The organism is Streptomyces lydicus, from assembly GCF_004125265.1.
GTDB lineage: Bacteria > Actinomycetota > Actinomycetes > Streptomycetales > Streptomycetaceae > Streptomyces > Streptomyces lydicus_C.
Genome location: NZ_RDTE01000003.1, coordinates 5,357,918 through 5,383,895, shown reverse-complemented (window position 1 = coordinate 5,383,895; position 25,978 = coordinate 5,357,918). Strand labels below are relative to the sequence as shown.

The window sequence follows — 25,978 nt, the reverse complement described above, 5'->3', positions numbered from 1 at the left end:
TCCCTAACCTTCCCTAACCTTCCCCATGCCATTACCCCACAGGGAACGTTAAGGTACTTTCGTGAGCGAACACTTCTACTCCGTGGAGCAAGTCGCCGAACGCCTCGGCCTGCACGTACGCACCATCCGCGGCTACGTACGGGACGGGCGGCTCCCCGCGGTCCGGATCGGCAAGCAGTACCGGATCGCGCACGAGGACCTGGAAGCGTTCACCGGCCGTCCGGTGCCGGCGCCCCCGGGAGAGACGGACCGGCGGCAGCGGCATTCCGAGGTGTCGAGCATCGTGGAGATCGACGGGGTCAGCGCCGAGACGGCCGACCGCCTGACCATCCTCCTGGTGGGCTCGGCGACCAACGGCCGGCCCGGGGACGAACGACTGCGGATCGAAACGGCCTACGACCGGGAGCGGGCCCGGATGAAGATCATTGTGCTGGGCGGCCTGGGAGCCACCGCCCGGCTGCTCGACTACGTGGAGGGGGTGCTCTCGTCGTGAGCACGATTTACCAGTCCGAGGCCGGTGCGCACGAGATCCGGCGGCGCTATCAGGAGGCGCTGCAATCCTGGCCGGTCCCCGCCGAGCACCTCCGGTTACCGACCCGCGAGGGCGAGACCTTCGTCATCGCCTCCGGCCCCGAGGACGCCCCGCCCCTCCTGCTGCTGCACGGCAGCGGGGCGAACGCGGCGGTGTGGCAGGACGACATCGCCGCCTGGTCCCGGCATTTCCGCACCTACGCCGTCGACGTCATCGGCGAGCCCGGCAGGAGCGCACCGTCCCGCCCGCCCCTCGCCTCCGATGCCCTCGCGCGGTGGCTGGACGACGTACTGAAGGGGCTCGGCATCACGGACACCGCGATCGTCGGGATGTCACTCGGCGGCTGGCTGGCGCTGGACTACGCCACCCGCCGGCCGGAGCGGGTGACCCGCCTGGGCCTGCTGTGCCCCGGCGGCGTGGGGAGGCAGAAGATGGGCGTGGTGTTCACGTTCCTGCTCCTGCGCCCCTTCGGACGCTGGGGCGCGCTCCGGTCGGCGCGAGCCGCAACGGGCCTGGACACGCCGCAGACCCGGCACCTCCTCGACCACGTGATGCTGACCTTCAAGCACTTCAAGCCGCGCACGGAGCGGCTTCCCGTGTTCCCCGACAGCGCGTTGCGCCGCCTGACCATGCCGGTGCTGGTGACGGCCGGCGCCCGCGACGCCATGTTCGACTCGGCCCGAACCGCCCGGCGCATGCACGATTGCGTCCCGCACGCGACCGTGACCCTCCTGCCCGAGGCCGGTCACGCACTCCTCGGCCAGACCGCCTCCGTCCTGGCCTTCCTCCGCGACTGACCCTCCTGGCACCGCTCCTCCGGCCGGCTTCGCCGCAGCGCCCGGCGGAGCGGTGGCCGGCGGAGCGGTGGTCGGCGGAGCGGTGCCCGGAGGAACTGACCCGATGACCATTCGTCACCATCCCTTCTCTGATAGTTATGTGAACGGGGTACGGGCGCAGGCCCGTAGCGGCATCCGTGGACGCCGCAGGGAGGATGTACATGAGCGCCACCACACGCGACGAGGTCATCGCCGTCGAACAGAAGGCGGTGGACCACGCCTACGACTGCTACCGCGCGCGGCTGGCCCAGATGAGCGGGGCGTCGGCCGCCACGGCGTCGGCGAGCGGCAAGGACAGCATCGCCAACCGGATCGAGGCGGAGGCGCGGGCCGAGGCATACGACGGACTCGGCGACGAGTCGCTGGTCTTCTCCCGCGTCGACGCACCGGAGGAGCCGGGCGGCGAGCACCGCCCCTGGTACATCGGGCGACGAGGCGTACGCGACGCCGTGAACGATCCGGTGGTCCTGCTGTGGACCAGCCCGCTGGCGAAGAGGTGGCTGGAGGCGCGGCCCGAGGCGCCCGGGGAGGTGAGCCTGCGACGGCAGTTGCGCTGTGTGCAGCGTGTGGTCAAGGGCTACTTCGACGAGATCGCCAGGGCAACTCCCCCAGCTCCCGCGGCCCCCGTATTACCCACCTCACCCACCACACCCACGCCCGTCCCGGCGCCGCGACCGGCCGCGGACAGCTCCCGGCCGGCGGCCACGCCCGAGGCCCCCGTCGCGGCGCCCGGGAAGGACCATCCGCCGTCCCGCGCTCCCGGAGATGCCGCCCGCCGCCGGCGCCGTAAGACGCTCCAGCCGGACGACTTCCTGCTGCAGGAGCTCCAGCGGTCACGCAGCGGCCGTATGCGGGACATCGTCGAAACCATCCGCCGGGACCAGATGGACCTGGTCACGGGCTCCCCCTCCGACATCCTCGTGGTGCAGGGCGGTCCGGGCACCGGCAAGTCCGCGGTCGGTCTGCACCGCGTCACCTGGCTCGTCAACAACGAGCACTTCAAGGCCCAGGACATCCTCGTCATCGGCCCCCACCAGCGGTTCCTGGATTACGTCGGACAGGTCCTGCCCACCCTCGGGACGCGGGACGTCAACGCCGTCCAGCTGACCCGCCTGTGGGACGGCGAGATCCTCGGCACCGACACCCCGCGGGCGCGGCTGGTGAAGTCGGACGAGCGCATGGCGGCCGTCCTGCGGCGCCGGGTCGAGAACGACTGCCGGCCCGACGTCCTCGACGACCTCACCACCGCCCCCTCCTTCGAGGGCGACGAGCCCGCGGTCGTCGTCACCGCCGGCAGCACGACCCTGCGCGTCCCGCGAAGCGAAGTCCTCGCCCTTCTCGACGAGGCGCGGGGCGGCGACGGCGCCTACCGTGAGCGCCGCGAACGCTTCCGCAGCCTCTTCGTCGACCGCCTGCTGCAGGAACTCGCCGCCATCGCCCCGCGCCGCGGACAGGGCGGTACGATCCGCCGCGACCTGGAACGCAACCGCCGGGTCGAACGGCTCGTGGACCGCATCTGGCCCTCGCCGGGCGCCAGGGAGGCACTGCGCACTCTCTACGACTCGGCCGACCTCCTCGCCACCTGCGCCGCCGGCCTCCTCGACGACGACGAACAGGCGGCCCTGCACCGCCCCCGGGCCGCCACCGCCGATGCCGACCCATGGACCCTCGACGACCATGTCTGCCTGGAAGAACTCCGGTTCCTCATCTCCGGGGAGATCCCGAGGCGCTACGGACACATCGTCGTCGACGAGGCGCAGGACCTCACCCCCATGCAGGCCCACGCACTGCGCCGCCGTTGCGCGGTAGGCGGCTCCATGACGGTCCTCGGTGACCTCGCCCAGGCCACCGGCCCCCACACCCACACCAGCTGGGACCGCCTCGGCACCCTGCTGTCCGACCACGGGGACTGGCGTGTCGCCGAGCTGACCACCAGCTACCGCGTGCCCGCGGAGATCATGGAGTTCGTGGCGCCCCTCGCCCGTGCGGTCGCCCCGGCCCTGCCCTACCCGCAGGCCGTGCGCGAGGCGGGCGACGGTGCCGTACGGACCCTGGCCACCGAGCCGTGGAAGCTCCTGGACGACACCGCCGCCCAGGTCACCCGCCTGGTGGGCACCAGCGACGGGAACACCCCGCGTTCCGTGGCCGTCATCGTCCCGGACGACTCGGGCTGGCTCGACGAGATCAGCCGCCATCTCGACGAGCGCGCCGGCCTCACCGGACAAAGCCGCGAGACGGTCTCCGTCCTGGCCGCCGCACAGACCAAGGGCATGGAGTACGACCACGTACTGGTCGTCGAGCCCGCCACCATCGCCGACCGCGGCCCGGCCGGCCAACGCCAGCTCTACATCGCCCTCACCCGCAGCACCCAGAGCCTGACGGTGCTCCACACCTCCGCCCTCCCGGACATCCTGACGCCCCCCGACGCCACCCTCGACGCGGACACCGAGGGCACCCTCGAACCCACCGAACCCACCGAACCACCCGAATCTGCCAAGGCCACCGAACCCACCGAACCCATTGGAACCGCCGAGGCCGAATCCGAATCCGAATCCGGCACAGCTCAAGGCGGCATCCCCCAGATCGGTACCGACATCCGCGTACGGGTCATCGGCCCCGGGCCGGGCGGCCGCTACAAGGTCAAAGCGCTGGACCCCGAGATCGACCGCCCACTCGTCCTGACCGTCCGGCACGGCTCCGCTCCCCCGCGTCGAGGCGAGAACCTGGACTGCTGGGTCTTCGCCAACGAGACCAACCAGAGCGTGCTCACCACCGACCAGCGCGGCCGCAGGCCCCTCTCCCCCACGATGGCGGAACGCTACGTGGCGGCACTCGACGTCCTCGGCGAGCTGCTGACCGGCGACGGAAACGTCCCCCCGGACGCCCGCAGCCGGCTGTCCGATCTGCAGGGCATGGCCCACCGCGTCCTCCGCCGCGACCAGGCGGACTGGGTGGACGTACGGCGCGTGCTCGGTTCCCCGGACAGAAACCGTCTGGGCGTGCTGCGCGACCTCATGGCGGGCGCCCACCGCGCACTCAAGGACAACACCCTGGACACCGGCCGGCTGCGGCACGACCTCACGCACTCCGGCTGGACCCAGGCCCTGACCGAAGCCGCAAACACACTCCGGACCCGCCTCGCCGCCGAGCCCGCCACCGGCTCGGGCTCCGAAAGCACCCCCGCCGCCCCCGTCATCCCCGTGCCTCAGCCCGACCAGAAGGAACCCGCCCCCGTGCCCACCGTCGCAGAAGTTCCCACCGCACCGGCCGTGACCACGAAGGAGGGATTCCTGCGCGCACTGGAGACCTCGGCCGCCGCCGACCGCACCTGCAAGAAACACGAGTCGGTGCGCCACGCCCTGAAGTCCGCCCTGCTCTGGGCAGACCTCCAGCCGACCGACTCCCCGCTCGTCGACGTCAGCTGCCCCACTGACAACGGCCTGTTCCTCTACGAGGTCCTGGGCGCCGGCCGCTCCACCTACGAAGACCTCCGCTCGGGAGCGACCCGCCTCCTGGAGATCAACCACACCCTGCCCACCCCGGCCGACAGCCTCCACCTGGTCCTCTCCGAACCCCCCACGGAGGACTGGTCCGCCGACACCATCCACGACGTCTTCCACGTCCACGTCCTCTGGCGCACCCCGGACAGCTGGGGCGGCGACAGCCCGGAGTCCGCCCTCCTCCCCGGCCGGAAGTAACACAGCCACCCTGCCCCCAAGCCAATCCGCGCAGCTGGGCGCATCGACCTGCCCCCCAACACCGGGCCCGGGAGCCCTTCGTTGTCGGACCAGTAGCTCGGCGCTGTCTCCCGCGTTGGTACGTGGAGATGGAAGATGCCGCCATGACAAGGTGGTCTTGGCAGATCGCCTTTTCAGTAATTCCAGTTCATGGGTTTATCCAGATCACCCATGAGCCACATCCACTGCCAAATGCCCACCGCAACAAGGAGCGCCACGAAAACAGCAATCACAAGGAGGGTTTTATGCCCTTTTTCCATTTCCTTCTCTCACTCCGTGGCGGATATTCAGTGCGTGTTTCAACGCCTCCACGGCCAGAGAACCGCCGGACGAACCCACCAGCGCTGAGCCACCTACCGTGAACCGTGTCCTACGGGGGCCGGGGCTGCGCCTGTGACGTGTCAGCCGTGTGGCTAGGTCCCGAACGTGAGTCGGCAGGACGACGGCCGCCAGAACCATAGCGACGCCAAGTCAGAACTGCTGCTGTTTGGCACCGGGCGGCAGGAAGCAGGGGGTGCTGACCTCCAGGCGGAAGGTGTCCGGGGGCTTGACCGTGTCCGCCACCACGAAGAACTTCTCGCGAGGGTGTCGGGCATACATGATGACCTCGGGCTTTTCCGGGCGTTCGGTGAAGTCGCTGATCTCCACCCCATGTTCCTTCAGCGCCGTACGCAACTTACGGGCCGCGGCGATGTGCTGGTCCCGGTGGAGCTTGGCGTACACCGTGTAGGCGAGTTGGTACCTGCCGTCGTCGGCTACCTCATCGTGCTTTCCGACGCAGTCCGTGAAGTTCTCCCGGGGGCCGAATTGATGGCCGAACGTCACCCCGGCGTAGTGAGCCATCGTCGAGGTGTACTGCTTGGCCCAGGCCAGCGCGTCCTGTCGGCTTTTGCGTGGCAGTGGCTTGTTGACATCGTCGCTCGGGGGCGCGGACATGCAGGCTCCAGTGAAAAGGAGGGCCAGGGAAATCAGGCAGACGGGCAGAGCGGACGTGATCCGGAAGGATCGCTTGGGGGTACCGATGTTCCCCCTGTCGTTCCAGTCGTGCCCGTCGGCACAGGTCCGCAGATTGGCGGCACCAGTCCCGGCGCGGCTGCGCATACCGTCGAGAGATAGCTGCCAACTGTCGGCATTGGCATGCAAAGCCTGCGACAGCGACCAGCCCCGCAGTGACGCCGCGACTTCCTTGGTGGCGCTGATCGCCTTGTGCTTCTTGTCCGTCATGTCTTCGGAAATCGGTCCTCCGCACGAGCGGCGCGCAGTCCCCCCGGATCGACGGACGTCGTGGACGACACTCCCCTGGCCTTCCCTGAATCCGGCTTCGCCCGACAATAGCAACGGCCCGTTGGCAGAGGGAGGTTGTTGACCGTACGCGGGCAGGGGCTCCGGCGCGGCCCCGGCCCCGGATGCCGGGGACTCGGACGCACACCTCACCCGTCGGCCGAGATCACCGCCGGCCGGCACCAAAAGCGGCGGCCCCGGCCACGGCACCTCCGGTCACCGTGCCGGCCTCACGCAGCTCGACGCGCGCCCGGGACCGCCCTGCAGCTCCTCCGTCACGGCAAGATCGCGGTAACCACGGAGATCCACCCGCACGTGCCGCCGGAGCCGACGCGGAAGGCACCGCGGAAGCCGGGTGAGCATCTTCGGCCGTCAGCTGATCCCGCGCAGCCACTGCCCCTCGATGCCGCACGACAGGAAAAAGCCCCCACCGGATATCCCCGGCGGGGGCTTTGACGCGCTGTGGACCTGAGGGGATTCGAACCCCTGACCCCCTCGTTGCGAACGAGGTGCGCTACCAGCTGCGCCACAGGCCCTTGCGACGAGTGAAACTCTAGCATCTCGATCGCGGTGCTCGGAAATCGCTTGCGGTGCTGGTCAGCGGAGGGCCGTCACTCGTTCGCCGCGCGCGGGCGGTCCTCGTTCTCGTACTGGTCGAAGAGGGGGGTGCGGCCGCGGGTGCGGCGGCCGGGGTGGGTGGGGCGGTCCTGGGAGGGGGTGTCGGCCTGGGGGTGGTCGGGGGCGGCGCTGGAGCGGGCGGAGCTCCAGGCGTCCTCGGCGTCCAGGTCGACGTGGCTGGTGGCGCGGGGGGCGACCGGCGCGGTGACGTAGGTGGGGAGGGGGACCGGGACCGGGTCCCAGCTGTCGGCGGCGGCGGGGCGCGGGCGTTCGCGTTCGCGCTGCTGGTCCACCCACTCGGCGTGGTCGGTCTCCTCGACCAGGGCGCGGCGGCCCGCGGTGTGCGCGGGGGTCGCGGGGCGGGGCGGCTCCGGGGCGGCGTCGGGCGGGGTGTCAGCGCGGACGTCGGCCGGGTGGTCGGCGGCGGGCGGCTGGTCGGCCGCCTGCCGAGGGCGGGACCGGCGTCCTTCCCGCAGGCGCTGGGCCGCGGCCTCCGCCTTGCGCCGGTCCATGGTGAAGGTGAAGCGCCGCCGCTCCTGGACGCGCAGGTAAATGATGTACGCGGTCAGCAGGAGGGCGGGCAGGGCGGGGGCCCAGAGGAAGGGGAGGCCGCCGACCGCGGCGACGATGGCGCCCGCGGTGAAGGCGAGGAAGAGGAGGGTGGTGGTGCGCCGGCGGCGGGCGAGGACCTTGGCGCGCTTGGTCCGCTCGGCGGCGGAGGGGCGCGGCGGGGCGGCCTGCACCCGGGTGTGGGGAGCCTCGGCCTGGTCGGCCGCGGCGGGGTCGCCGAAGGCCCGGGCGCCGGCCTCGCCGGCCGGGGCGTCCGGGTCCACGTCGTCGCCCGCATCGTCGGCGGGGTGCTCCCCGTGTGCCTTGTCGTAACGGCGCTGCATCGCCGCCCGTCCGGACAGCAGCCGGATGGCGGTGCTGAAGCGCTCGGTCGGACGGGCCTCGTTGAGCTCGTCCTGCCTACGGAGCCACATCGGCACCAAATAGGCAGCCCAGGCCCCGACGATGACTGCGTAGATGAGGCCGCTGCTTCTCACAACTCACACGGTAGAGGGGTTTGCAGGGGGCCATCCGCCAATTGGGCCGGTGTGTCGCACGATCTGGCTGATATCTCGAACTTTTTTGTGATGGTAGAGATCAGTGTCCCCGCCGATCCGGTCAATCAGGGAATAGATTCGAACATTTATTTTATTTGTGGGGTGTGCCGGGAGTGCTGGGCTTCTGCCTGCGCCAGCGGCTGAGCAGGCCTTCGGGCACTTCTTCCGCGGTGAGGGCGAAGACCAGGTGGTCGCGCCAGGCACCGTCGATGTGGAGGTAGCGCGGGCGGGTGCCCTCTTCACGAAAGCCGAGCTTTTCGACCACCCGGCGGCTGGGGACGTTCTCCGGGCGAATACAGATCTCGATGCGGTGCAGTCCCACGGACCGGAAACAGTGGTCGGCGGCGAGCGCCACGGCGGTCGGGATGACACCGCGGCCGGCGACTTCCCGGTCGACCCAGTAGCCGATATGGCCGGAGCACATGGAGCCCCAGGTGATGCCCGCGACCGTCAGCTGGCCGACGAGCCGGCCGCGGTACTCGACGACGAACGGCAGCATCCGGCCCGCGTGCGCCTCGGCGCGGAGGTGGCGGACCATCTGACGGTACGTGGGGCGGTGCGGCGGGACGAGGCCGGGCGGGGGCGGCGGGACGGTCGCCTCCCAGGGGCGCAACCAGTCGCGGTTACGGCGGTTGACCTCGCGCCAGGCCCGTTGGTCGCGCATCTTTATCGGGCGGAGGGTCACCTCACCGTCCGTGAGGACCACCGGCCAGGGCGCGTTCAGCTCGGGCTCCCGGAAGGCCTGGGGTGGTCGCCGCCGCGGATCTGGTCGACGGCGTGCGGCAGCAGGTCGGTGAGGACGGCGAGGCCGTCGCGGACCCCGCCGGACGAGCCGGGGAGGTTGACGATCAGGGTGGTGCCTGCGACGCCCGCCAGTCCCCGGGAGAGCGCGGCGGTGGGGACCTTCGTACGGCCGGCGGCGCGGATCGCCTCGGGGATGCCGGGGATCTCGTAGTCCAGGACCCGGCGGGTGGCCTCGGGGGTGCGGTCGGTGGGCGACAGGCCCGTACCGCCGGTGGTGAGGACGACGGCGTAGCGGGCGGCGGCGACGGCGCCACGCAGGGCGGCTTCCACCGGTTCGCCGTCGGGCACCACCTGCGGGCCGTCGACCTCGAAGCCCATGGCGGCCAGGCCCTCGGCGAGCAGCGGGCCGCCCTTGTCGGGGTAGATACCGGCCGCGGCGCGGTTGGAGGCGGTGACGACCAGGGCGCGGGCGGGGCTCATGACCGGCTCCAGTCGCCGGACTTGCCGCCGGTCTTCTCCTCCACACGGATGTCGGAGATCACCGCTGCCTTGTCGACGGCCTTGACCATGTCGACGACGGTGAGCGCGGCGACCGAGACGGCGGTCAGGGCCTCCATCTCGACGCCCGTGCGGTCGGTGGTCTTGACGGTGGCCGTGATCTCGACGGCGTCGTCGGTGAGGGAGAGGTCCACCGTGACGCCGGAGACGGCCAGCGGGTGGCACAGCGGGATCAGCTCGGGGGTGCGCTTGGCGCCCATGATGCCGGCGATCCGGGCGGTGGCCAGGGCGTCTCCCTTGGGCATGCCCTCGCCCCGCAGCAGCTCGATGACCTGCGAGGAGACCAGGACGCGGCCGCGGGCGGCGGCGGTGCGGGCGGTGACGTCCTTCGCGGAGACGTCGACCATCCGCGCCGCGCCCGCCGCGTCGAGATGGGTGAGGTGTTGCTGGCCGCTGCTCATCGTTCTCCCGGTACCAAACTGCCGCCTGTGGGACGACACCGTACCCCCGGCGGCAGCGGGCTATCCGAGCAGGACGATGTCCACGTCCGAGCCCGCGGCGACCTCGGTGGTGTCTTCGGGGACGATGATCAGGGCGTTGGCGTGCGCCATGGCCTTGATCAGGTGGGAGCCGGCGCCGCCGACGGGGGTGACCGTGCCGGCGTCGGCGTCGTAGGCACCGCGCAGGAACTGGCGCTTCCCCTTGGGGGAGGAGGCGATGGCGTCGGTGCACCGGGCGGGGGTGACCGGGCGGTGCACCTCGGGCAGCCCCATCAGGGCCCGGATGGCGGGCCGGACGAACAGCTCGAAGGAGACGTACGAGCTGACGGGGTTGCCGGGCAGCGCGAGGAGCGGGGTGCGGTCGGGGCCGATGAGGCCGAAGCCCTGGGGTTTGCCCGGCTGCATGGCGAGCGTGCGGAACTCGACCGTGCCGTCGTCGGCGGACAGGGCGGTCAGGGTCTCCTTGACCACGTCGTACGCGCCGACGCTGACGCCGCCGCTGGTGACCAGGAGATCGGCCCGGATGAGCTGGTCCTCCAGGGTGGAGCGGAGGGTGTCGGCGTCGTCCGCGACGGCGCCGACGCGGTAGGGGATGGCACCGGCGGCGCGGGCGGCGGCGGTGAGCTGGAAGCTGTTGGAGTCGTGGATCTGCCCGGGGCCCAACGCCTCGCCGGGCTGGACCAGTTCACTGCCGGTCGACAGCACCACGACCCGGGGGCGGGGGCAGACCGTGACCGTGCCGCGGCCGATGGCGGCGAGCAGGCCGATCTGGGAGGGGCCGAGGACCGTGCCCGCCCGCAGGGCCGGCTCGCCTTCGGCGGCATCGCTGCCGCGGGTGCGGATATGGGCGCCGGCGGCGGCCGGGCGGTGGACGCGGACCTCGCCCGCGGCGTCCTGGGGGGCGGCGCTGTGGGCGCGCATCGTGACGGCCGGCCCCTCGCCCGTGCCGCCGTCGGTCCATTCGACGGGGACGACGGCCTCGGCGCCGGGCGGCAGCGGGGCGCCGGTCATGATGCGGGCGGCCTGGCCGGGGCCGATCTCGGGCAGTGCGCCGCTGCCCGCCGCGACATCGCCGAGGACGGTGAGGGTGACCGGTGCCTCTTGTGTGGCGCCCGCGACATCGGCGGCGCGGACCGCGTAGCCGTCCATGGAGCTGTTGTCGAAGGGCGGCAGGGCGACGGGGACCGTGATGTCCTCGACCAGGACACAGCCCTGGGCTTCGAGGAGCTGCAGCTCGATCGGGTCCAGCGGGGCGATCTTCGCCAGGACGTCGTCGAGGTGCTCGGCCACCGACCAGACACGGTCCTGGTGGCGGGTCCGGCCGGTGGCGTGGTTCAACGTCTCACATCTCCTCGGTGACGTAACTGCGAAGCCAGGACCGGAAGTCCGGGCCCAGGTCCTCACGTTCGCATGCCAGTCGGACAATGGCACGCAGATAGTCGCCCCGGTCGCCGGTGTCATAGCGGCGGCCCTTGAAGACCACGCCGTGCACCGGGCCGCCCAGGGCGGGGTCGGCGGCCAGCGCCTGGAGGGCGTCGGTGAGCTGGATCTCACCGCCGCGGCCCGGGGCGGTCTTGCGCAGCACCTCGAAGACGGCCGGGTCGAGGACGTAACGGCCGATGATGGCGAGGTTGCTGGGGGCCTCGGCCGGGTCGGGCTTCTCGACCAGGTCGGAGACGGCCACGACATCGTCGTCGCCGGTGGGCGCGGCGGCGGCGCAGCCGTAGAGGTGGATCTGCGCCGGGTCGACCTCCATGAGGGCGATCACGGAGCCGCCGTACTGCTCCTGTATCTCGACCATGCGCGCCAGCAGCGGGTCACGGGGGTCGATCAGGTCGTCACCGAGGAGGACCGCGAAGGGCTGGTCGCCCACGTGCGGCGCGGCACACAGCACCGCGTGGCCCAGGCCCCTGGGGTCGCCCTGCCGTACGTAGTGCATGGTCGCCAGGTCGCTGGACTCCTGCACCTTGGCGAGCCGGGACTCGTCGCCCTTGCGGTGCAGGGCCTCTTCGAGCTCGTAATTGCGGTCGAAGTGGTCCTCCAGCGGGCGCTTGTTGCGTCCGGTCACCATCAGCACGTCGGAGAGTCCGGCGGCGGCCGCCTCCTCCACCACGTACTGGATGGCGGGCTTGTCGACGACCGGGAGCATCTCCTTGGGTGTGGCCTTGGTGGCGGGGAGAAACCGGGTACCGAGGCCGGCCGCGGGGATGACAGCCTTGCTGATCCGTGTGTGCGATGGGGTCATGCGCGCCACCATAACCGGCTCTATCGGAACGATGATGAGGGTCTGGCGAAAAGCGCAAGAGAGCGGGAGCAAGGGCACACAGTGAGCGTTGACGACGGTAGAAAGCGCAGGTTGCGGCGGCATCTCCTGGAGGTGAGGAGAGCGTTGACGCCGGATGTCGTCGCCGTGGCGGGCGAGGCGCTGGCCCGGCGGACACTGGAGCTGGACGAGTTGGCCGGGGCCGCCGGCGCGCGCCCCGGCGGGCCCGGCAACCACGGCGGTCCCGGCGGCCCTGGGGGCCCCGGCCGCCCGCCCACCGTGGCCGCCTATGTGTCGATAGGCGGCGAGCCCTCCACCCGCGCCCTGCTGGACCGGCTGCGGGCGGCCGGGGTGCGGGTGCTGCTGCCCGTCCTGCTGCCGGACAACGATCTGGACTGGGCGCGCTACGAGGGCGCCGAACGGCTCGTACGGGCCGGCCGGGGGCTGCTGGAACCGGACGGAGCCCGGCTGGGCCCCGAGGCCGTCACCCAGGCGGATGTGGTGCTGCTGCCGGGGCTCGCGGTGGACCGTGGCGGGCTGCGGCTGGGGCGCGGCGGCGGCTCCTACGACCGGGTGCTGGCCCGGCTGGAGCGGGCCGGTGCGCGGGCGTCGCTGGCGGTGCTGCTCTATGACGCGGAGGTGCTGGCCGAGGTGCCCGCCGAACCGCACGACCGGCATGTGCATGCCGCGGTGACCCCGTCGGCGGTGCACCGGTTCACGGCGCCGGGGGGCCGTACGGAGGGCTGAGGCGGAACGGATACGGCGCGGCGGATACGGCGGCGGGCCGGGTGCGAGCGCGGGCCGGGTGCGAGCGCGGGGCCGTGTACGCCGGCGGGCCGGGCGGCGCGCCCGGAACGGCGCCGCAAAGACACCGGGCGGGCCGGAAGTCCTTCCGGCCCGCCCGACGGCGCAGCGATCACCAGGTGGCGGCGGGAACCCCGCCCGCCCCCAGGGGCAGAGCCCCTACGGCGACAGGGTCAGCGTGTCCTTGGCCGCCTTCTTGACGGCGGTCTGGCTGTACGCCCAGGGCAGCAGGTCGCCCTTGGCCCACTTGTCCGTCTGGTCGTAGTAGTGGGCGTCGTACGCGTGCCCCGAGGCGCCGGTGAGGTTGATCCAGCGGGACTTGTCGAGGTCGGCGAGGTTGACCACCATCCGCATCGACGGGACCCAGGTGACCTTGTAGCCGCTGGCGGCGTTCCAGCCGGTGGCGTCGACCGCGGCCTCACCGCCGCCGACGTTCCAGGGCCCGCGGTTGAACAGGCCCTGCAGCATGCCGGGTCCGTCGGTGCCCAGGGTCTGGTTCTTCAGGTACATCTGGTGCAGGCGGCCCCAGCTCCAGGTGTCGATGTTCTTGCCCAGCTTGGAGGTCAGTTCGTAGCGCGCGTCCGCCATGGCGTGCGCCAGGAGCTGGTCGCGGTTCTTGTCGCCGGGACGGCCCGGCCGGTCCTCGGTCTTCCACCAGGCGTTGTTCGGGTCGTCGAGGATGCCCCGGACGACCTCGTACCAGCGGTCGCCGCCGTCGGGCTGGGCGGTGTCGCCGGCCCGTTCGCCGCATTCGCGGAGGTACTTGTCGTTCTCGTCGGCGGGGCCGGTCTCGTTCGCCGGGCGGACGGTCAGGCACTGTCCCTCGGGGCGCAGTTCCTTGGGCATCTTGTTGCCGAAGGCGAGCTTGAGGGTGTTGCGCCAGACCGCGTTGAAGTAGGCGGCCGCGGCGGAGTCGGGCTCCTGGGTGAAGTCCCAGCCCTCCAGCAGCTGCTGGGCGTCGCGGACGTACTTGTCCTTGATGTCGATCTTCGTGAGGTACGGCGTCAGCAGCCGGGCGATCTCGCTGCTGTTGTCCTTCTGGAAGGCCTGCATATCGTCGGTGGAGACCTTGCCGCCGTCCTTGATCTTCGACTCGATCAGGTCGTTGATCCGCTGGCTGCGGGAGCCGTAGCCCCAGTCCTTGGTGAGGAGGTAGGGGTACTTCTCGTCCGTGACGGCCTGGTTGGCGGTGACGATGAAGCCGCGCTGGGGGTTGTACTCGTACGGCAGCGCCTTCTGCGGGATGTAGCCGGTCCACTGGTACTTCGGGTCCCAGCCGGGCGCCGGGAGGGTGCCGTCGTAGTGGCCGTCACCCTTGCCGCGGACCGGGATCCGGCCCGGCGCCTGGTAGCCGATGTTGCCCTTGGTGTCGGCGTAGATCAGGTTCTGGGACGGCACCTCGAAGTGCGCGGCGGCCTTGCGGAAGCCGGTCCAGTCCTTGGCGCGGTTCAGTTCGAAGACGGCGTCCATGGACTTGCCGGGGTCCAGCGCGGTCCAGCGCAGCGATACGGCGTAGCCGTCCCCGCGGTCCGGTGCGGTGGTGCCGACCGGGGCGTCCTTGCCGACATTGGCCAGTTCGCCGTCGCGGTCGGAGACGATCGGCCCGTTCCTGGTGGACCGGACGGTGATCTCGCGGCTCTCCCCGTCGGCGACCTTGATGGTCTCCTTGCGGGTTATGAAGGGCTGCTGCTTGTTGTCGAAGAGGTAGCCGTCGGCGTTGACCTTCTCCAGGTAGAGGTCGGTGACGTCGGCACCGAGGTTGGTCATGCCCCAGGAGATGTCCTGGTTGTGGCCGATGACGACGCCGGGCATACCGGAGAAGGTGAACCCGGAGACGTCGTAGTTGCACTTGGGGCCGGTGTTACGGCAGTGCAGGCCCATCTGGTACCAGAGCGAGGGCATCTGCGGCGCCAGGTGCGGATCGTTGGCGAGCAGCGGTTTGCCGGTGGTGGTGTGCGCACCGGAGACGACCCAGGAGTTGGAGCCGATGCCGTTGCCGTTGGGGCCGAGCAGCGCCGGGACCTTGCCGAGGGTCTTGGACAGCGAGGACAGCTGCGACTGCAGGCCCGCGGTCGCGCCCGCGGCGGTGGCGGGAGTGGCGTTCGCCGAAGCCTTGGGGGAGAACTTCTTGGTGGCGGGGTCGACCGCACCGCCCTCGACGATCGGCTTGTTCCGCTTGTACGGGTACGCCGGGTAGAGCCGGGAGATCTGCTCCGGGGTGAAGCGGCTGGTCATCAGGGAGCGGTCGATCTCCTCCTGCATGTTGCCGCGGAGGTCCCAGGCCATCGCCTTGAGCCAGGCCACCGAGTCGACCGGCGTCCACTTCTGGGGCTTGTAGTCGTTATGGAAGTCCAGCGCCGCGTACTCCAGGGACACCGCCGAACCCTCGTGGTCCTTGAGGTAGGCGTTGACGCCGGCGGAGTAGGACTGGAGGTACTTCTTGGTGCTGGGCGACAGCTTGGTGTCGTACTCCTTCTGCGCCACGTCGTGCCAGCCGAGGGTGCGCAGGAACGAGTCGGTCTTGACCTCGCTCTTGCCGAACATCTCCGAGAGCCGGCCGGAGGTCATGTGGCGCCGTACGTCCATCTCCCAGAAGCGGTCCTGGGCCTGGACGTACCCCTGGGCGCGGAAGAGGTCTTCGTCGGTGTCGGCGTAGATCTGCGGAATGCCGTTGCCGTCGCGGACGACATCCACCGGGTTGGTCAGGCCCGGGAGTTTGAGCGAGCCGGTGGTCTGCGGGAACGAAGCGCGGACGGTACTGACCCCCCAGAACGCGCCGAAGCCGATGCCCGCCACGAGCAGCAGCACGACCGTGATCGCGACGAGGCGGCCGCGCCGCCCCTTCTTTTTCCTGGGGACTGGGCCGGACTTGTTGGCGGGCATCTCGGTCCTTCGAGGGGCAGGGTGGGAGTGCTGGAGCAACCATAGGCGCACGGGTCCGGCTACCCCTACGCGGAGTCATCGCCAGCACCTCCAACCTTCAAGTAATGGTAAATTGTTAGCCTCAGTAACTAGATACGGTAAGGAAAGACCCCTCCGGTAACCCGTGCGAGGAAGGACCAGCTCCTGTCTGTCGACCACCTCAACGAACTCCTGCTGTTCTGCTCGCTCGTACTGCTCATCGCGGTTGCCGCGGTACGGCTCTCCTCGCGCAGCGGGCTCCCCAGCCTGCTCATCTACCTGGGGATAGGCATCGCCATAGGCCAGGACGGCCTGGGCGGTGTCGTCTTCGACAATGCCGAGCTGACCCAACTCCTCGGCTATACCGCGCTGGTCGTGATCCTCGCCGAGGGCGGTCTGGGCACCAAGTGGAAAGAGATCAGGCCGGCGCTGCCCCGGGCGGTGTCGCTGTCGACGGTCGGCGTCGCGGTGAGCGTGGGGGTCACCGCGGCCGGAGCGCACTACCTGGCCGGGCTCGACTGGCGGCAGGCGCTGCTGATCGGCGCCGTGGTCTCGTCCACGGATGCCGCGGCCGTCTTCTCCGTACTGCGCAGCGTGCCGCTGCCGGCCCGCCTGACCGGGGTGCTCGAAGCCGAATCCGGCCTCAACGACGCCCCCGTGGTCATCCTCGTCGTCGCCTTCTCCACCGCGGGACCGGTCGAGCACTGGTACCTCCTGCTCGGCGAGATCGCCCTGGAACTGGCGATCGGCGCCGCGCTCGGACTGGCCATCGGCTGGCTCGGCGCCTACGGCCTGCGGCACGTGGCGCTGCCCGCGTCCGGCCTGTACCCGATCGCGGTCATGGCCATCGCGGTCTCCGCCTACGCGGCCGGTGCGCTGGCACACGGCTCGGGCTTCCTCGCCGTCTATCTGGCCGCGGTGATCCTCGGCAACGCCAAGCTGCCGCACGCCCCGGCCACCCGCGGCTTCGCCGAAGGCCTCGGCTGGATCGGCCAGATCGGGATGTTCGTACTGCTCGGCCTGCTGGTCACCCCGCACAACCTGCTGGACGACTTCGTTCCCGCGCTGCTGATCGGCATGATCCTCACGCTCGTGGCCAGGCCGATGTCCGTCGTTGTGGCGCTGCTGCCGTTCCGGGTGCCCTGGCCGGAGAAGACCCTGCTGTCCTGGGCCGGACTGCGCGGCGCGGTGCCGATCGTGCTGGCCACGATCCCGATGGTGAGCGACGTTCCCGGCAGCGACCGGGTCTTCAACATCGTCTTCGTCCTGGTCGTCGTCTACACCCTGATCCAGGGGCCGACGCTGCCCTGGCTCGCCAGGCGGCTGCGGCTGGGCGACGACGAGGAGGCCGCCGACCTGGGCATCGAGTCCGCTCCCCTGGAACGGCTGCGCGGCCATCTGCTGTCCACCTCGATCGGCCCGGCCTCCCGTATGCACGGCGTCGAGGTCGGTGAGCTGCGGATGCCCGCGGGCGCCGCGGTCACCCTCGTCGTCCGGGACGGCTCCAGCTTCGTGCCCTCGCCCTCGACCGTGCTGCGGCGCGGCGACGAGCTGCTGGTGGTGGCCACCGACCCGGTACGCGACGCGGCCGAGCGGCGGCTGCAGGCGGTCTCCCAGGGCGGCAAGCTGGCCGGCTGGCTGGGGACGGGCGGGCCGGGCGGACACCGGCACCACTGAGGCCGCCGCGGCCCTTGGCGAGGACGCCACGGCGCGGCCCGCACTCCACGGAGCACACTCCACCAAGCGGGAAATGTGGCGCACATCTCCACGGATCCCAAGGAAATTCGCGTGAAGCCCTGGCCAATCCCAGGGCTTCACGCGCTGCGGCCTGTAAGATGAAAAGGCACATCGACGAACCAACTCTGCCTGATGCAGAGCTGGCGCGACCGCTCGGCGGCCGCGGTCCTCCTGCCACACGCAGCCACCCTCTCGGTGCGGACCACGCGGTATCACTCGGTCCTGCGCGAGAGGACAGCTCTCGGCGCGTACCCGTGACGACCTCGCGGGTGGCGCGCTACCAGGCGGCAGAAAGGCCCGGCCGTGGCATCCGCGGTCAAGGATTCCCGTTCCGGATACGGACCACTGCTCCGCACCCCTGGTGCATGGACATTCCTGCTGCCCGGCTTTCTGGCCCGGCAGCCCTTCGCCATGCTGACGATCGGCATCGTGCTGCTCGTCCAGTCCACCACCGGCTCGTACGGCACCGCGGGCGCGGTGTCCGCGACCACCGGCGTCGCGATGGCCCTGTTCGCCCCGCAGAGCGGCAAGCTCGCCGACCGCTTCGGCCAGCGCGCGGTGCTGATCCCCGGCGTACTGGTGCACGTCGCCGGCGTCGCCGCACTGATCACCCTCGCCCTCGCCCACGCCCCCCTGTGGACGCTGATCGCGGTGGCCGTCCCCACGGGCGCCTCGACACCGCAGGTCGGCCCGATGGTGCGGGCCCGCTGGGCCTCCCGGCTCGGCGGCAGCCCGCTGATGCCGACCGCCGCCGCCTTCGAGTCGGTGACCGACGAGTTCACCTTCGTCGTCGGCCCGGTGCTGGCGACCGCGCTGTGCACCGGTATCCACCCGGCGGCCGGTCTGGTCGCCGAGGCCGCGCTGACGCTGGCCGGCGGGCTGCTGTTCGCCTCCCAGCGGCGCAGCCAGCCCCCGGTGCACCGTCCGCAGGCCGGCGACCGGCCCCGCGTCTCGGCGCTGTCGGTGCCCGGCATACGCGTCCTGATCGTGGCGTTCCTCGGCATCGGCGCCGTCTTCGGCGGAATGCAGGTCTCGCTGACCGCCTTCACCCAGCACATCGGCCAGCCCGGCATCAACGGTGTGCTCTACGGGATCTTCGCGGGCGGCAACATGCTCGCCGGTATCGCCTGTGGCGCGATCACCTGGAAGATCGGCCCGCGGCGCCGTCTGCTGGTCGCCTACGGGCTGCTGGCACTGGCCACCACCCCGTTGTGGGCGGTGACCGCGGTGCCGCTGCTCGGCGCGGTCGGCCTGGTCGTCGGCCTGTGCATCGCACCGGCCCTGATCACCGGCTACACGCTGGTCGAGTCGCTGGTGCCGGCCGCCGCCCGTACCGAGGCCTTCACCTGGCTGACCGGCGCGGTCGCGCTGGGCCAGGCGGCCGCGGCCACCTCCGCGGGACAGCTCGCGGACGGCTTCGGGCCGAGCACCGGATTCCTGGTGCCGCTGGCCGGTACGGCACTGGCCCTGACGGTGCTGCTGACGCTCCGCGCCCATCTGCTCCCCCGCTCGCCGGCCAAGGCCGCGGGCACCCCAGCGGCCGATGCGAACGCGCAGGTCACAGCCGTTTCCGAGGACCGGGAGCGAGAGCTGGCGCACGTCTGACGGCCCCTGTCGGAGGCCTGACGGAACGTGGAGTCGGTCACCGTACGGCGGCCCACGGTGGACTGACAGGCGGGAATACTGCAATATGGAGCGTCGTTAGCACTCATCGAGTGAGAGTGCCAGGAGGAAGACAAGTGCCGACGTACCAGTACCAGTGCACCGAGTGCGGCGAGGGCCTCGAGGCGGTGCAGAAGTTCACCGACGACTCGCTCACCGAGTGCCCCGCTTGCCAGGGACGCCTCAAGAAGGTGTTCTCCGCGGTCGGCATCGTCTTCAAGGGCTCCGGCTTCTACCGCAACGACAGCCGCGGCTCGTCGTCCAGCAGCAGCCCCGGGAAGAACGCCTCCACGTCGGGCGGCACGTCCTCGTCGGACTCCTCGGGCTCCTCCGACTCGTCGTCGAGCTCCTCGTCCGGCAGCTCGGACAGCAAGGCCTCGGCCCCGGCCGCCGCGTCGTCCGGCAGCACCTCGGGCGCCGGCTCCCCAGCCTGACCCACAGCTCTCCGGGCCCCGCCGTCACCGACGTCGGGGCCCGTTGCTTTACGGCACGCACCGCCTCACGGCTTGCTCCGCCTCCTCGTGCCCCTGGTGCCACTGGTGCCCCTGGTGCCGCCCTCCGCCTTACGGCTTTCTTTCGTCTCCGGCACCCGCCCACCCCGGCCGCCGCACCCCGATAGTGTGACCGGCATGGCTGACGCGGAGATTGGCGTAATCGGCGGATCGGGTTTCTACTCCTTCCTCGACGACGTGACCGAGGTCGAGGTGGACACCCCCTACGGGCGCCCCAGCGACTCGCTGTTCCTGGGAGAGATCGCCGGCCGCCGGGTCGCGTTCCTCCCCCGGCACGGCCGCGGCCACCACCTTCCGCCGCACCGCATCAACTACCGCGCCAACCTCTGGGCCCTGCGCTCGCTCGGTGTGCGTCAGGTCCTCGCCCCGTGCGCGGTCGGCGGCCTGCGCCCCGAATACGGCCCCGGCACGCTCCTGGTCCCCGACCAGCTCGTCGACCGCACCAAGGCCCGCCCCCAGACCTACTTCGACGGCGAGCCGCTTCCCGACGGGCAGATCCCCCATGTCGTCCACCTGACCTTCGCCGACCCGTACTGCCCCACCGGGCGCCAGGCCGCCCTCAAGGCGGCCCGCGGCCGGGACTGGGAGCCCGTCGACGGCGGCACCCTGGTCGTGATCGAAGGCCCCCGCTTCTCGACCCGCGCCGAATCGCGCTGGCATGCCGCCCAGGGCTGGTCGGTGGTCGGCATGACCGGGCACCCCGAAGCTGTCCTGGCCCGCGAACTGAGCCTGTGCTACACCTCCTTGGCGCTGGTCACCGACCTGGACGCGGGCACGGAGACCGGCGACGGCGTCTCCCACGAGGAAGTCTTCCGGGTGTTCGCCGAGAACGTGGGCCGACTGCGGGAGGTCCTGTTCGACGCGGTCGCCGCCCTCCCGGACACCGCTGGCCGCGCCTGCCTGTGCACCGAGGTCCACACCGGCTGGGACCTGGGCATCGAGCTGCCGTAAGGGCTTCGGACCTGCGGTAACGGCTTCGGACCTGCGGTAGGGGCCTCGGGGCTGCTGTAACGGCTTCGGGCCTGCGGGTCTGCCTGTCGTAACACCCTTGGGGATCTTGATCTGCCTGCTGTAACGGCTGCGGCGGGCTGCCCGGCTTCCCTCTTGCGGGTGGCCGGGTTGTCCACAGGGGCGGGGTCGTCCACAGCCCGGAGCGGGCGGGAGCGGATTCCGGCACGGTGGTGAGTCCGGTCCTCAGACCTTCTCACCGCAGGCGGTGCCCACCATGCCTCATCCCCCTTCCGCTCCTCCCCCGCCTAACGCTCCCCCTTCTCCTCTTCCTTCTTTCCCTCCGCGGGTTGCTTCTTTCCCTCCGCGGGCCGACCCCGCCCTTCTCTCCCCGCCGCTCCCCGCTCCCCCGCCGTGTGACGTACCGCACTTCGCTCCCGTACGGGCGGGCGGCGGCCGGCGCCTCGGGAGCCGGAGCGCGCGGCAGCGGATGCTGGCTGCCGGCCTGGCGCTGACCGCCGCAGCACTGGCCTGCGGAGCCTCGTACGGTGCCGTACGTGCCGCGCCCGCCTCCGGCTGCCCGTCGGCCACGGCCACGGGAGGGCGGTGACCATGGCCCAAGATCAAGTGGCATCCGTACTCCCCTCACGCCACACTGCTGCGCATGGCGGGGCATCCGCCGCGCGCCGATGGGGTCGCGCTCACCGCACCACCACCGCGGTATCCGTCCGCGGCGTCCGCAGGGTCAACGCCCTCCGCCGGACGCGCACCAGCACTCCGGCCGATCGCCGGTGCACGGGGCAGGACTGGACACCTCCGCCCCGCCCTGCCGTAAGTTGCGGTGCTGATCGTTGGTGCACCATCCGTAGTGAGCGTGGAAAGAGGCTGTCAGGTGAGCGAGAGCAAGGGCGTCCTTCAGGGATTCAAGGAATTCCTGATGCGCGGCAACGTCATCGAACTCGCGGTCGCGGTGGTCGTCGGTGCTGCCTTCACGAACATCGTGAACGCCGTGGTCAAGGGCATCATCAACCCCATCGTGGGCGCGCTCGGCTCACAGAACCTCGACCACTACCAGTCCTGCCTGACCGCGACCTGCGCCAAGGATCCCAAGACGGGCGCGTTCGCCGACGGCATCTACATCCTCTGGGGCTCGGTGCTCAGCGCCGCCCTGACGTTCCTGATCACCGCCGCGGTCGTCTACTTCCTCATGATCCTTCCGATCAACAAGTGGAAGGAGCGCCAGGCGGCCAGGAAGCCGGACGAGAGCATCCCCGCGGACCCGACCGAGATCCAGCTGCTCATCGAGATCCGCGATGCGCTGATCGCGCAGCGCACCGGCTCTCCGTCCGCGCCTTCCTCGGGCGCGGGGATCATCGGCACGCAGAAGGCTCAGCAGTAGCAGTAGCAGGCGCCCACGGCGGCCGGCTCACGCCGCCCCCTCGCCTCGCTCAGAGGTGGTGGGGCGGCTTTTCGTCGAGGAAGCGGGCCAGGTCGGAGGCGCTGTCACCGCGGTCAGGGCGCTCGCCCCAGCCACGGTCGGTGTCGTCCGAGGACTGCTGGTTCAGCGGGTCGTCGAAGATCAGCCTCGCGGCGGGCTTGAGTGCCGGGCGCGCGGCCGGCGAAGACGCAGCGGCCTGTGCCTGTGCGGCCTCGGACGCCTCTTGGGTCGCATCCTGGGGCGCCTCTTGGGATGCGCCCTGGGGCACGTCCCGGGGCGTGGGGGCCGACTCGGGTTCGGGGCTGGTGCTCACCCCTTCAGGGTACGGGCGCGCGGGAAGCGTTCACCGCTCGGCACGGGCCCACATCCCGGCCCACCGGCTGACGGAGCCCTGTCGCTCAGGGGCGGCGGCCGGGGTGGTAGAGCGCCCGGGCGCGGGCCTGGTCGAGGGCGCCGTCGGCACCGATCGGCAGGAAGTGGTCCACCTGCCACGCCTGTGCGCTGCGGGCCTGGCGACTGGCCGTCTCCACCCACGGCGGGTACATGCGAAACGCACGCTTTCCGCCCGCGCCGTTCCGGGAAACGATGCCCCGTTCGGCGAGCACATCCCGCGGAAAGACGAAGTGCCCGAAGTGCCCGTCCTGGCGGCTGCTGATGACGAAGAGATCGACCGCGTCCGCGGAGTCGAACGGCTGAATCGGCCCACCGGGGCTCCGCTTCCACACCGTGACGAACTGGCCGGCCTTTGTCGGGGTCGTCTTGGCCACCCGGAACCTGACGGCCAAGCCGTCGAGGGCGAATTCATGGGCCGCGTACTCCGTGCTCTCCGCCTCGGGCACCGGCCGCGAGCAGACGAACCCGCACGGGTCGTACACCGTCGCCTTCGCCGCAAGGAGCTCCTCGTGCAGCGGTTCCCCACCCGCGCAGGCCTCGGAACCTGCGGGGCACAGCGCAGAGGATTCCGCGGAATGTGTCGCCATTGCGCCATCGTGCCATTACCGGCTGCCGCGCAGGTCGGCGGGATAGCCGGGGCCGGGTGGGCCGGTGTGGCAAGCAAGCGCCTGCGCCTTACCAGCCGTTGTCCTACCGGCCCTTGTCCTACCGCCCCTTGTCGTGGGTCGGTATGGGATGCGGGCGGTGGCCGTCGCGGGGGCGGGTCGGCGGGCCCTGTGAGGCCTGGCTGCGCCTGAGGAGCCGGTTCCGGTTGGTGCCGGGCAGGGGATGGCGAGGGTGAGCGTACTCGTGGCGGGCCATGAGGAGGGGCCTTTCCGGTCGGGGAGAGTACGACGGCCCGGTCGGAACAAGAGTGGTGCCTCCGGGGCCGCAGCCGGGGCAGGTAGGGCACGTGAGGCACCTGGGGCGGGCCGAGGGCTGGTCCACGGGACCCACGCTAGGCACGCGTCGGGCGTCTGGCCCGTTCTTTGGGCTCAGCGGGTGAAGCCGCGCCGGCTCACCGGCGGGGGCCGCACCTGCCTTCTACCGGCGCGCGCCGGGCCCGTCCCCAGTACCGGCATGGACATGGGCGGGCCCCGCTTCCCCACGCGCCCCCCTCAACTGGCGCGGGCCGCCTCTCCCCCTGGCGGCCGTCCCGTCAGCGGGTGGCGGCGTCGGCTCCCAGTGCCTCGTGCCACCACAGGTCGCGGCCCGGCTTCCAGGAGACCGGCCGCGAGCACCGGTTCACCACCAGCACGGTGCGGTCCGGCACACCCCCCGAGGCCGCGCCCCGGGCCAGCGCATGGTCGAGCACCGCCTTCACCGGCCGTACGGCCCCGTCCCAGAACGCCGCATCGGCCGTGATCAGCACCCTGGCCGAGGACTCACGGGTCCGTGCGACCAGTTCGGGCACCGTTAACGAGACCGGCAGCGTGGTGCGTATCGCATCCAGCCGGCCGCAGGCGAGCGTGGCGATCACCGACTCCGGCACCAGTGGCAGATGCACCGCGACCCGGTCGCCGGCCCGTACGCCGAGCCGGGTGAGCGCGGCGGCGGCCCGCTCGGCCTGGTCGAGGAGCATGCCGTGCGTCAGCTCCTCATGGCGTCCCGGCTCCCCGCTCCAGGTGAGGGCGATTCGCGACGCCTCCGGCTCCTGCACATCCCGGGCGTCATCTGCATGCTCTGAGGTCATACGGCGCAACATGCGGACCAGGATCTAGATCATCGATCAACGTTCACTGAACGTCCGTTGTACGGGCCGTTGCGGCTGTCGTGATGACCGCGGCACGGAGCCGCCGCAGGGAGCCGGGTACGGGGACGTGCGCGCTCGTCGCCCCGGGATTGCTGCCCCTTTCCGGCGCGCTTCATCCCTCCGCCGGCCCACCGGCGGGCGCTCACCCCACGCCCGCGGCCACCGCGTCGTATCCCCCCACCACATCGCACACGTCCCCGAACCCGTGCGCCTCCAGCAGTGCCGCCGCGATCACCGACCGGTTGCCGCTGCGGCAGTACAGGACCACCGGACGGGCCGGGTCCAGTTCGGCGAGGCGGGCGGACAGGCCGGCCAGCGGGATGTTGCGGGCGCCGGGGAGGGCACCCCCCTCGTACTCGGCCGGATTACGGACATCGATCAACTGGATACCGGGTGCCTGACCTTCGGGCAACTCGCTCGCCGGCAAGGACAGTTCGTCGTGCCGGACGCGATGGCTGCGGCGGGCGAGGGCGGGTGTGCGCTCCAGTACGGCGGCCGGGTCGGGCAGATGACCGAGGACCTGGTCGTAGCCGATGCGGGCGAGCCGGAGGCGGGCCTCCTGCTCCGTACCGGGGTCGGCGAGCAGCACGATGGGGGTGCCGGGGGCGACCACGCTGCCGGCGTACTCGGCGAACCGGGTGTCCAGGCTCGTATGGAGCGAACCGGCCAGGTGCGCACGGGTGTAGGCGGCCGGCGGGCGGCAGTCGAGGAGGGCGGCGCCCTGCCGGTCGCGGGCCGCGAGCACCTCGTCGAGGGTGAGGGCGGGCGGCGGGCCGGGCTCCAAGAGGGCGTGGCCGTCGCGGTTGAGGGCGGCGTCGTGCGCGAAGTACCCGGGGGTGGCGGGCTGTCCCGCGGTGACCAGCCGGACGAAGTCGGCCTCCGGCATGGGCTGCAGGGCGTAGTTGAGGCGCCGCTGGTCGCCGATCGTGGAGCTGGTCTCGGTGGAGAGGCTGCGGCCGCAGGCGGAACCCGCGCCGTGTGCGGGAAAGACCCGGGTCGCGTCCGGGAGGGTCAGGAGTTTGGTGTGCAGGGAGTGGTGCAGACGGGCGGCCATGTCCTGCGGGGAGTGACCGGCGGCGGAGAGCAGGTCGGGCCGGCCGACATCGCCGACGAAGAGGGTGTCGCCGGTGAGCACGCCGAACGGCACCTCGTCATCCGGGTGTTCGCGGATGACCAGGCAGATGGACTCAAGGGTGTGGCCGGGGGTGGCGAGCACGGTGAGGGTTATCCCCTCGCCGTCGTCCGCCCCGAGCGAGATGCGCTCGCCGTCCCGTAACCGCCGTGTGGGGAAGCCGGTTTCGGCGGCTTCCCCGAAGGCGATGGCGGCATCGGTGGCCCGCGCGAGTTCGAGGTGGCCGGAGAGGAAGTCGGCGTGAATGTGCGTCTCGATGACGAGTTCGATGCGCAGCCCGGCGGCTTCCGCGTCGTGCAGGTACTCGTCGATATCGCGGCGCGGGTCGACGAGGACGGCGCGGCCGGTGCTCTCGTCGCCGATCAGATACGACGCCTGGGAGAGGCAGTCGAGGTAGTACTGCGCGAAGTGCACGGTCGGCCTCCAGGGTGCGCGGTGCCCGTGCGCGGCGGCTGGGGCCCGCCCGGGCAGGGTGCGTTGTGCGGATGCACGGATGTACGTACATTAGGGAGCCGGATGGCGGGCGACAAGCCGAGACCGCCTT

At 71.3% G+C, this 25,978-nt stretch carries 21 protein-coding genes and 1 tRNA gene; 9 read left to right on the top strand and 13 right to left on the bottom strand.

Annotation, left to right across the window (positions count from 1 at the left end; translation table 11 throughout):
• The first annotated feature begins 61 nt into the window (after positions 1-61).
• The 3 genes from D9V36_RS26240 (at position 62) to D9V36_RS26230 (ending at position 5,066) form a co-directional block, all read left to right on the top strand.
• Entirely contained in the window at positions 62-493 is a 432-nt protein-coding gene (locus tag D9V36_RS26240; RefSeq protein ID WP_129295908.1) for a helix-turn-helix domain-containing protein, read from the top strand.
• The gene (locus D9V36_RS26235; RefSeq protein ID WP_129295907.1) at positions 490-1,329 is read left to right on the top strand and encodes an alpha/beta fold hydrolase; all 840 of its coding nucleotides are present in this window, start codon (positions 490-492) and stop codon (positions 1,327-1,329) included. Before D9V36_RS26240 ends, D9V36_RS26235 begins: the two co-directional genes overlap by 4 nt.
• 200 nt (positions 1,330-1,529) lie before the next feature.
• Positions 1,530-5,066: a HelD family protein gene (locus D9V36_RS26230; RefSeq protein WP_206739732.1), complete on the top strand. Its 3,537-nt coding sequence runs from the start codon at positions 1,530-1,532 to the stop codon at positions 5,064-5,066.
• A gap of 510 nt (positions 5,067-5,576) precedes the next feature.
• On the opposite strand, the gene D9V36_RS26225 is transcribed toward D9V36_RS26230, so the two are convergent.
• From D9V36_RS26225 to galU, 8 genes are all read right to left on the bottom strand, one after another.
• Complete coding sequence (locus tag D9V36_RS26225; RefSeq protein WP_129295905.1) at positions 5,577-6,329, bottom strand: hypothetical protein; 753 nt, start codon at positions 6,327-6,329, stop codon at positions 5,577-5,579.
• A gap of 520 nt (positions 6,330-6,849) precedes the next feature.
• Positions 6,850-6,922: transfer RNA gene (locus tag D9V36_RS26220), tRNA-Ala, on the bottom strand.
• 75 nt (positions 6,923-6,997) lie between these two features.
• Positions 6,998-8,050, bottom strand: a complete 1,053-nt coding sequence (sepX, locus tag D9V36_RS26215) for a divisome protein SepX/GlpR (RefSeq protein WP_129295904.1) — start codon at positions 8,048-8,050, stop codon at positions 6,998-7,000.
• A 151-nt stretch (positions 8,051-8,201) separates the two neighbouring features.
• Positions 8,202-8,816: a GNAT family N-acetyltransferase gene (locus D9V36_RS26210; protein WP_129295903.1), complete on the bottom strand. Its 615-nt coding sequence runs from the start codon at positions 8,814-8,816 to the stop codon at positions 8,202-8,204.
• Between the two features lie 14 nt (positions 8,817-8,830).
• Entirely contained in the window at positions 8,831-9,334 is a 504-nt protein-coding gene (locus D9V36_RS26205; RefSeq protein ID WP_129295902.1) for a MogA/MoaB family molybdenum cofactor biosynthesis protein, read from the bottom strand.
• Positions 9,331-9,813 carry a cyclic pyranopterin monophosphate synthase MoaC gene (gene moaC / locus D9V36_RS26200; protein ID WP_129295901.1) on the bottom strand — a complete coding sequence of 161 codons (483 nt, stop codon included), beginning with the start codon at positions 9,811-9,813 and terminating at the stop codon, positions 9,331-9,333. Before moaC ends, D9V36_RS26205 begins: the two co-directional genes overlap by 4 nt.
• Before the next feature lie 60 nt (positions 9,814-9,873).
• Positions 9,874-11,190, bottom strand: coding sequence for a molybdotransferase-like divisome protein Glp (glp, locus tag D9V36_RS26195; RefSeq protein WP_129295900.1), 1,317 nt, complete (start codon positions 11,188-11,190; stop codon positions 9,874-9,876).
• 4 nt (positions 11,191-11,194) lie between these two features.
• Positions 11,195-12,097 (bottom strand): UTP--glucose-1-phosphate uridylyltransferase GalU, encoded by a 903-nt coding sequence (gene galU, locus D9V36_RS26190; protein ID WP_129295899.1) that lies wholly within the window; start codon positions 12,095-12,097, stop codon positions 11,195-11,197.
• A gap of 81 nt (positions 12,098-12,178) precedes the next feature.
• Here galU and D9V36_RS26185 point away from each other — a divergent pair, with 81 nt between their 5' ends.
• Positions 12,179-12,862 (top strand): 5-formyltetrahydrofolate cyclo-ligase, encoded by a 684-nt coding sequence (locus tag D9V36_RS26185; protein ID WP_129295898.1) that lies wholly within the window; start codon positions 12,179-12,181, stop codon positions 12,860-12,862.
• A gap of 216 nt (positions 12,863-13,078) precedes the next feature.
• Here D9V36_RS26185 and D9V36_RS26180 read toward each other — a convergent pair whose 3' ends face one another.
• On the bottom strand, positions 13,079-15,802 hold the full coding sequence (locus tag D9V36_RS26180; protein WP_129295897.1) for a penicillin acylase family protein: 2,724 nt from the start codon (positions 15,800-15,802) through the stop codon (positions 13,079-13,081).
• Between the two features lie 183 nt (positions 15,803-15,985).
• Here D9V36_RS26180 and D9V36_RS26175 point away from each other — a divergent pair, with 183 nt between their 5' ends.
• From D9V36_RS26175 to mscL, 5 genes are all read left to right on the top strand, one after another.
• Positions 15,986-17,497 carry a potassium/proton antiporter gene (locus D9V36_RS26175; RefSeq protein ID WP_129295896.1) on the top strand — a complete coding sequence of 504 codons (1,512 nt, stop codon included), beginning with the start codon at positions 15,986-15,988 and terminating at the stop codon, positions 17,495-17,497.
• A 363-nt stretch (positions 17,498-17,860) separates the two neighbouring features.
• On the top strand, positions 17,861-19,162 hold the full coding sequence (locus D9V36_RS26170; protein WP_129295895.1) for an MFS transporter: 1,302 nt from the start codon (positions 17,861-17,863) through the stop codon (positions 19,160-19,162).
• Between the two features lie 134 nt (positions 19,163-19,296).
• Positions 19,297-19,653 carry an FmdB family zinc ribbon protein gene (locus tag D9V36_RS26165; RefSeq protein WP_129295894.1) on the top strand — a complete coding sequence of 119 codons (357 nt, stop codon included), beginning with the start codon at positions 19,297-19,299 and terminating at the stop codon, positions 19,651-19,653.
• 195 nt (positions 19,654-19,848) lie between these two features.
• Positions 19,849-20,682 (top strand): S-methyl-5'-thioadenosine phosphorylase, encoded by an 834-nt coding sequence (locus tag D9V36_RS26160; RefSeq protein WP_129295893.1) that lies wholly within the window; start codon positions 19,849-19,851, stop codon positions 20,680-20,682.
• Between the two features lie 889 nt (positions 20,683-21,571).
• Positions 21,572-22,078, top strand: a complete 507-nt coding sequence (gene mscL / locus D9V36_RS26155) for a large conductance mechanosensitive channel protein MscL (RefSeq protein ID WP_129295892.1) — start codon at positions 21,572-21,574, stop codon at positions 22,076-22,078.
• A gap of 49 nt (positions 22,079-22,127) precedes the next feature.
• Here mscL and D9V36_RS26150 read toward each other — a convergent pair whose 3' ends face one another.
• The 4 genes from D9V36_RS26150 to D9V36_RS26135 form a co-directional block, all read right to left on the bottom strand.
• The gene (locus tag D9V36_RS26150) at positions 22,128-22,430 is read right to left on the bottom strand and encodes a hypothetical protein (RefSeq protein ID WP_241721042.1); all 303 of its coding nucleotides are present in this window, start codon (positions 22,428-22,430) and stop codon (positions 22,128-22,130) included.
• 85 nt (positions 22,431-22,515) lie between these two features.
• The gene (locus D9V36_RS26145) at positions 22,516-23,097 is read right to left on the bottom strand and encodes a MepB family protein (protein ID WP_129295891.1); all 582 of its coding nucleotides are present in this window, start codon (positions 23,095-23,097) and stop codon (positions 22,516-22,518) included.
• A gap of 611 nt (positions 23,098-23,708) precedes the next feature.
• Complete coding sequence (locus D9V36_RS26140; protein WP_241721041.1) at positions 23,709-24,242, bottom strand: AMP-binding protein; 534 nt, start codon at positions 24,240-24,242, stop codon at positions 23,709-23,711.
• A gap of 202 nt (positions 24,243-24,444) precedes the next feature.
• Complete coding sequence (locus D9V36_RS26135) at positions 24,445-25,848, bottom strand: MBL fold metallo-hydrolase (RefSeq protein ID WP_129295890.1); 1,404 nt, start codon at positions 25,846-25,848, stop codon at positions 24,445-24,447.
• Between the last annotated feature and the right edge of the window lie 130 nt (positions 25,849-25,978).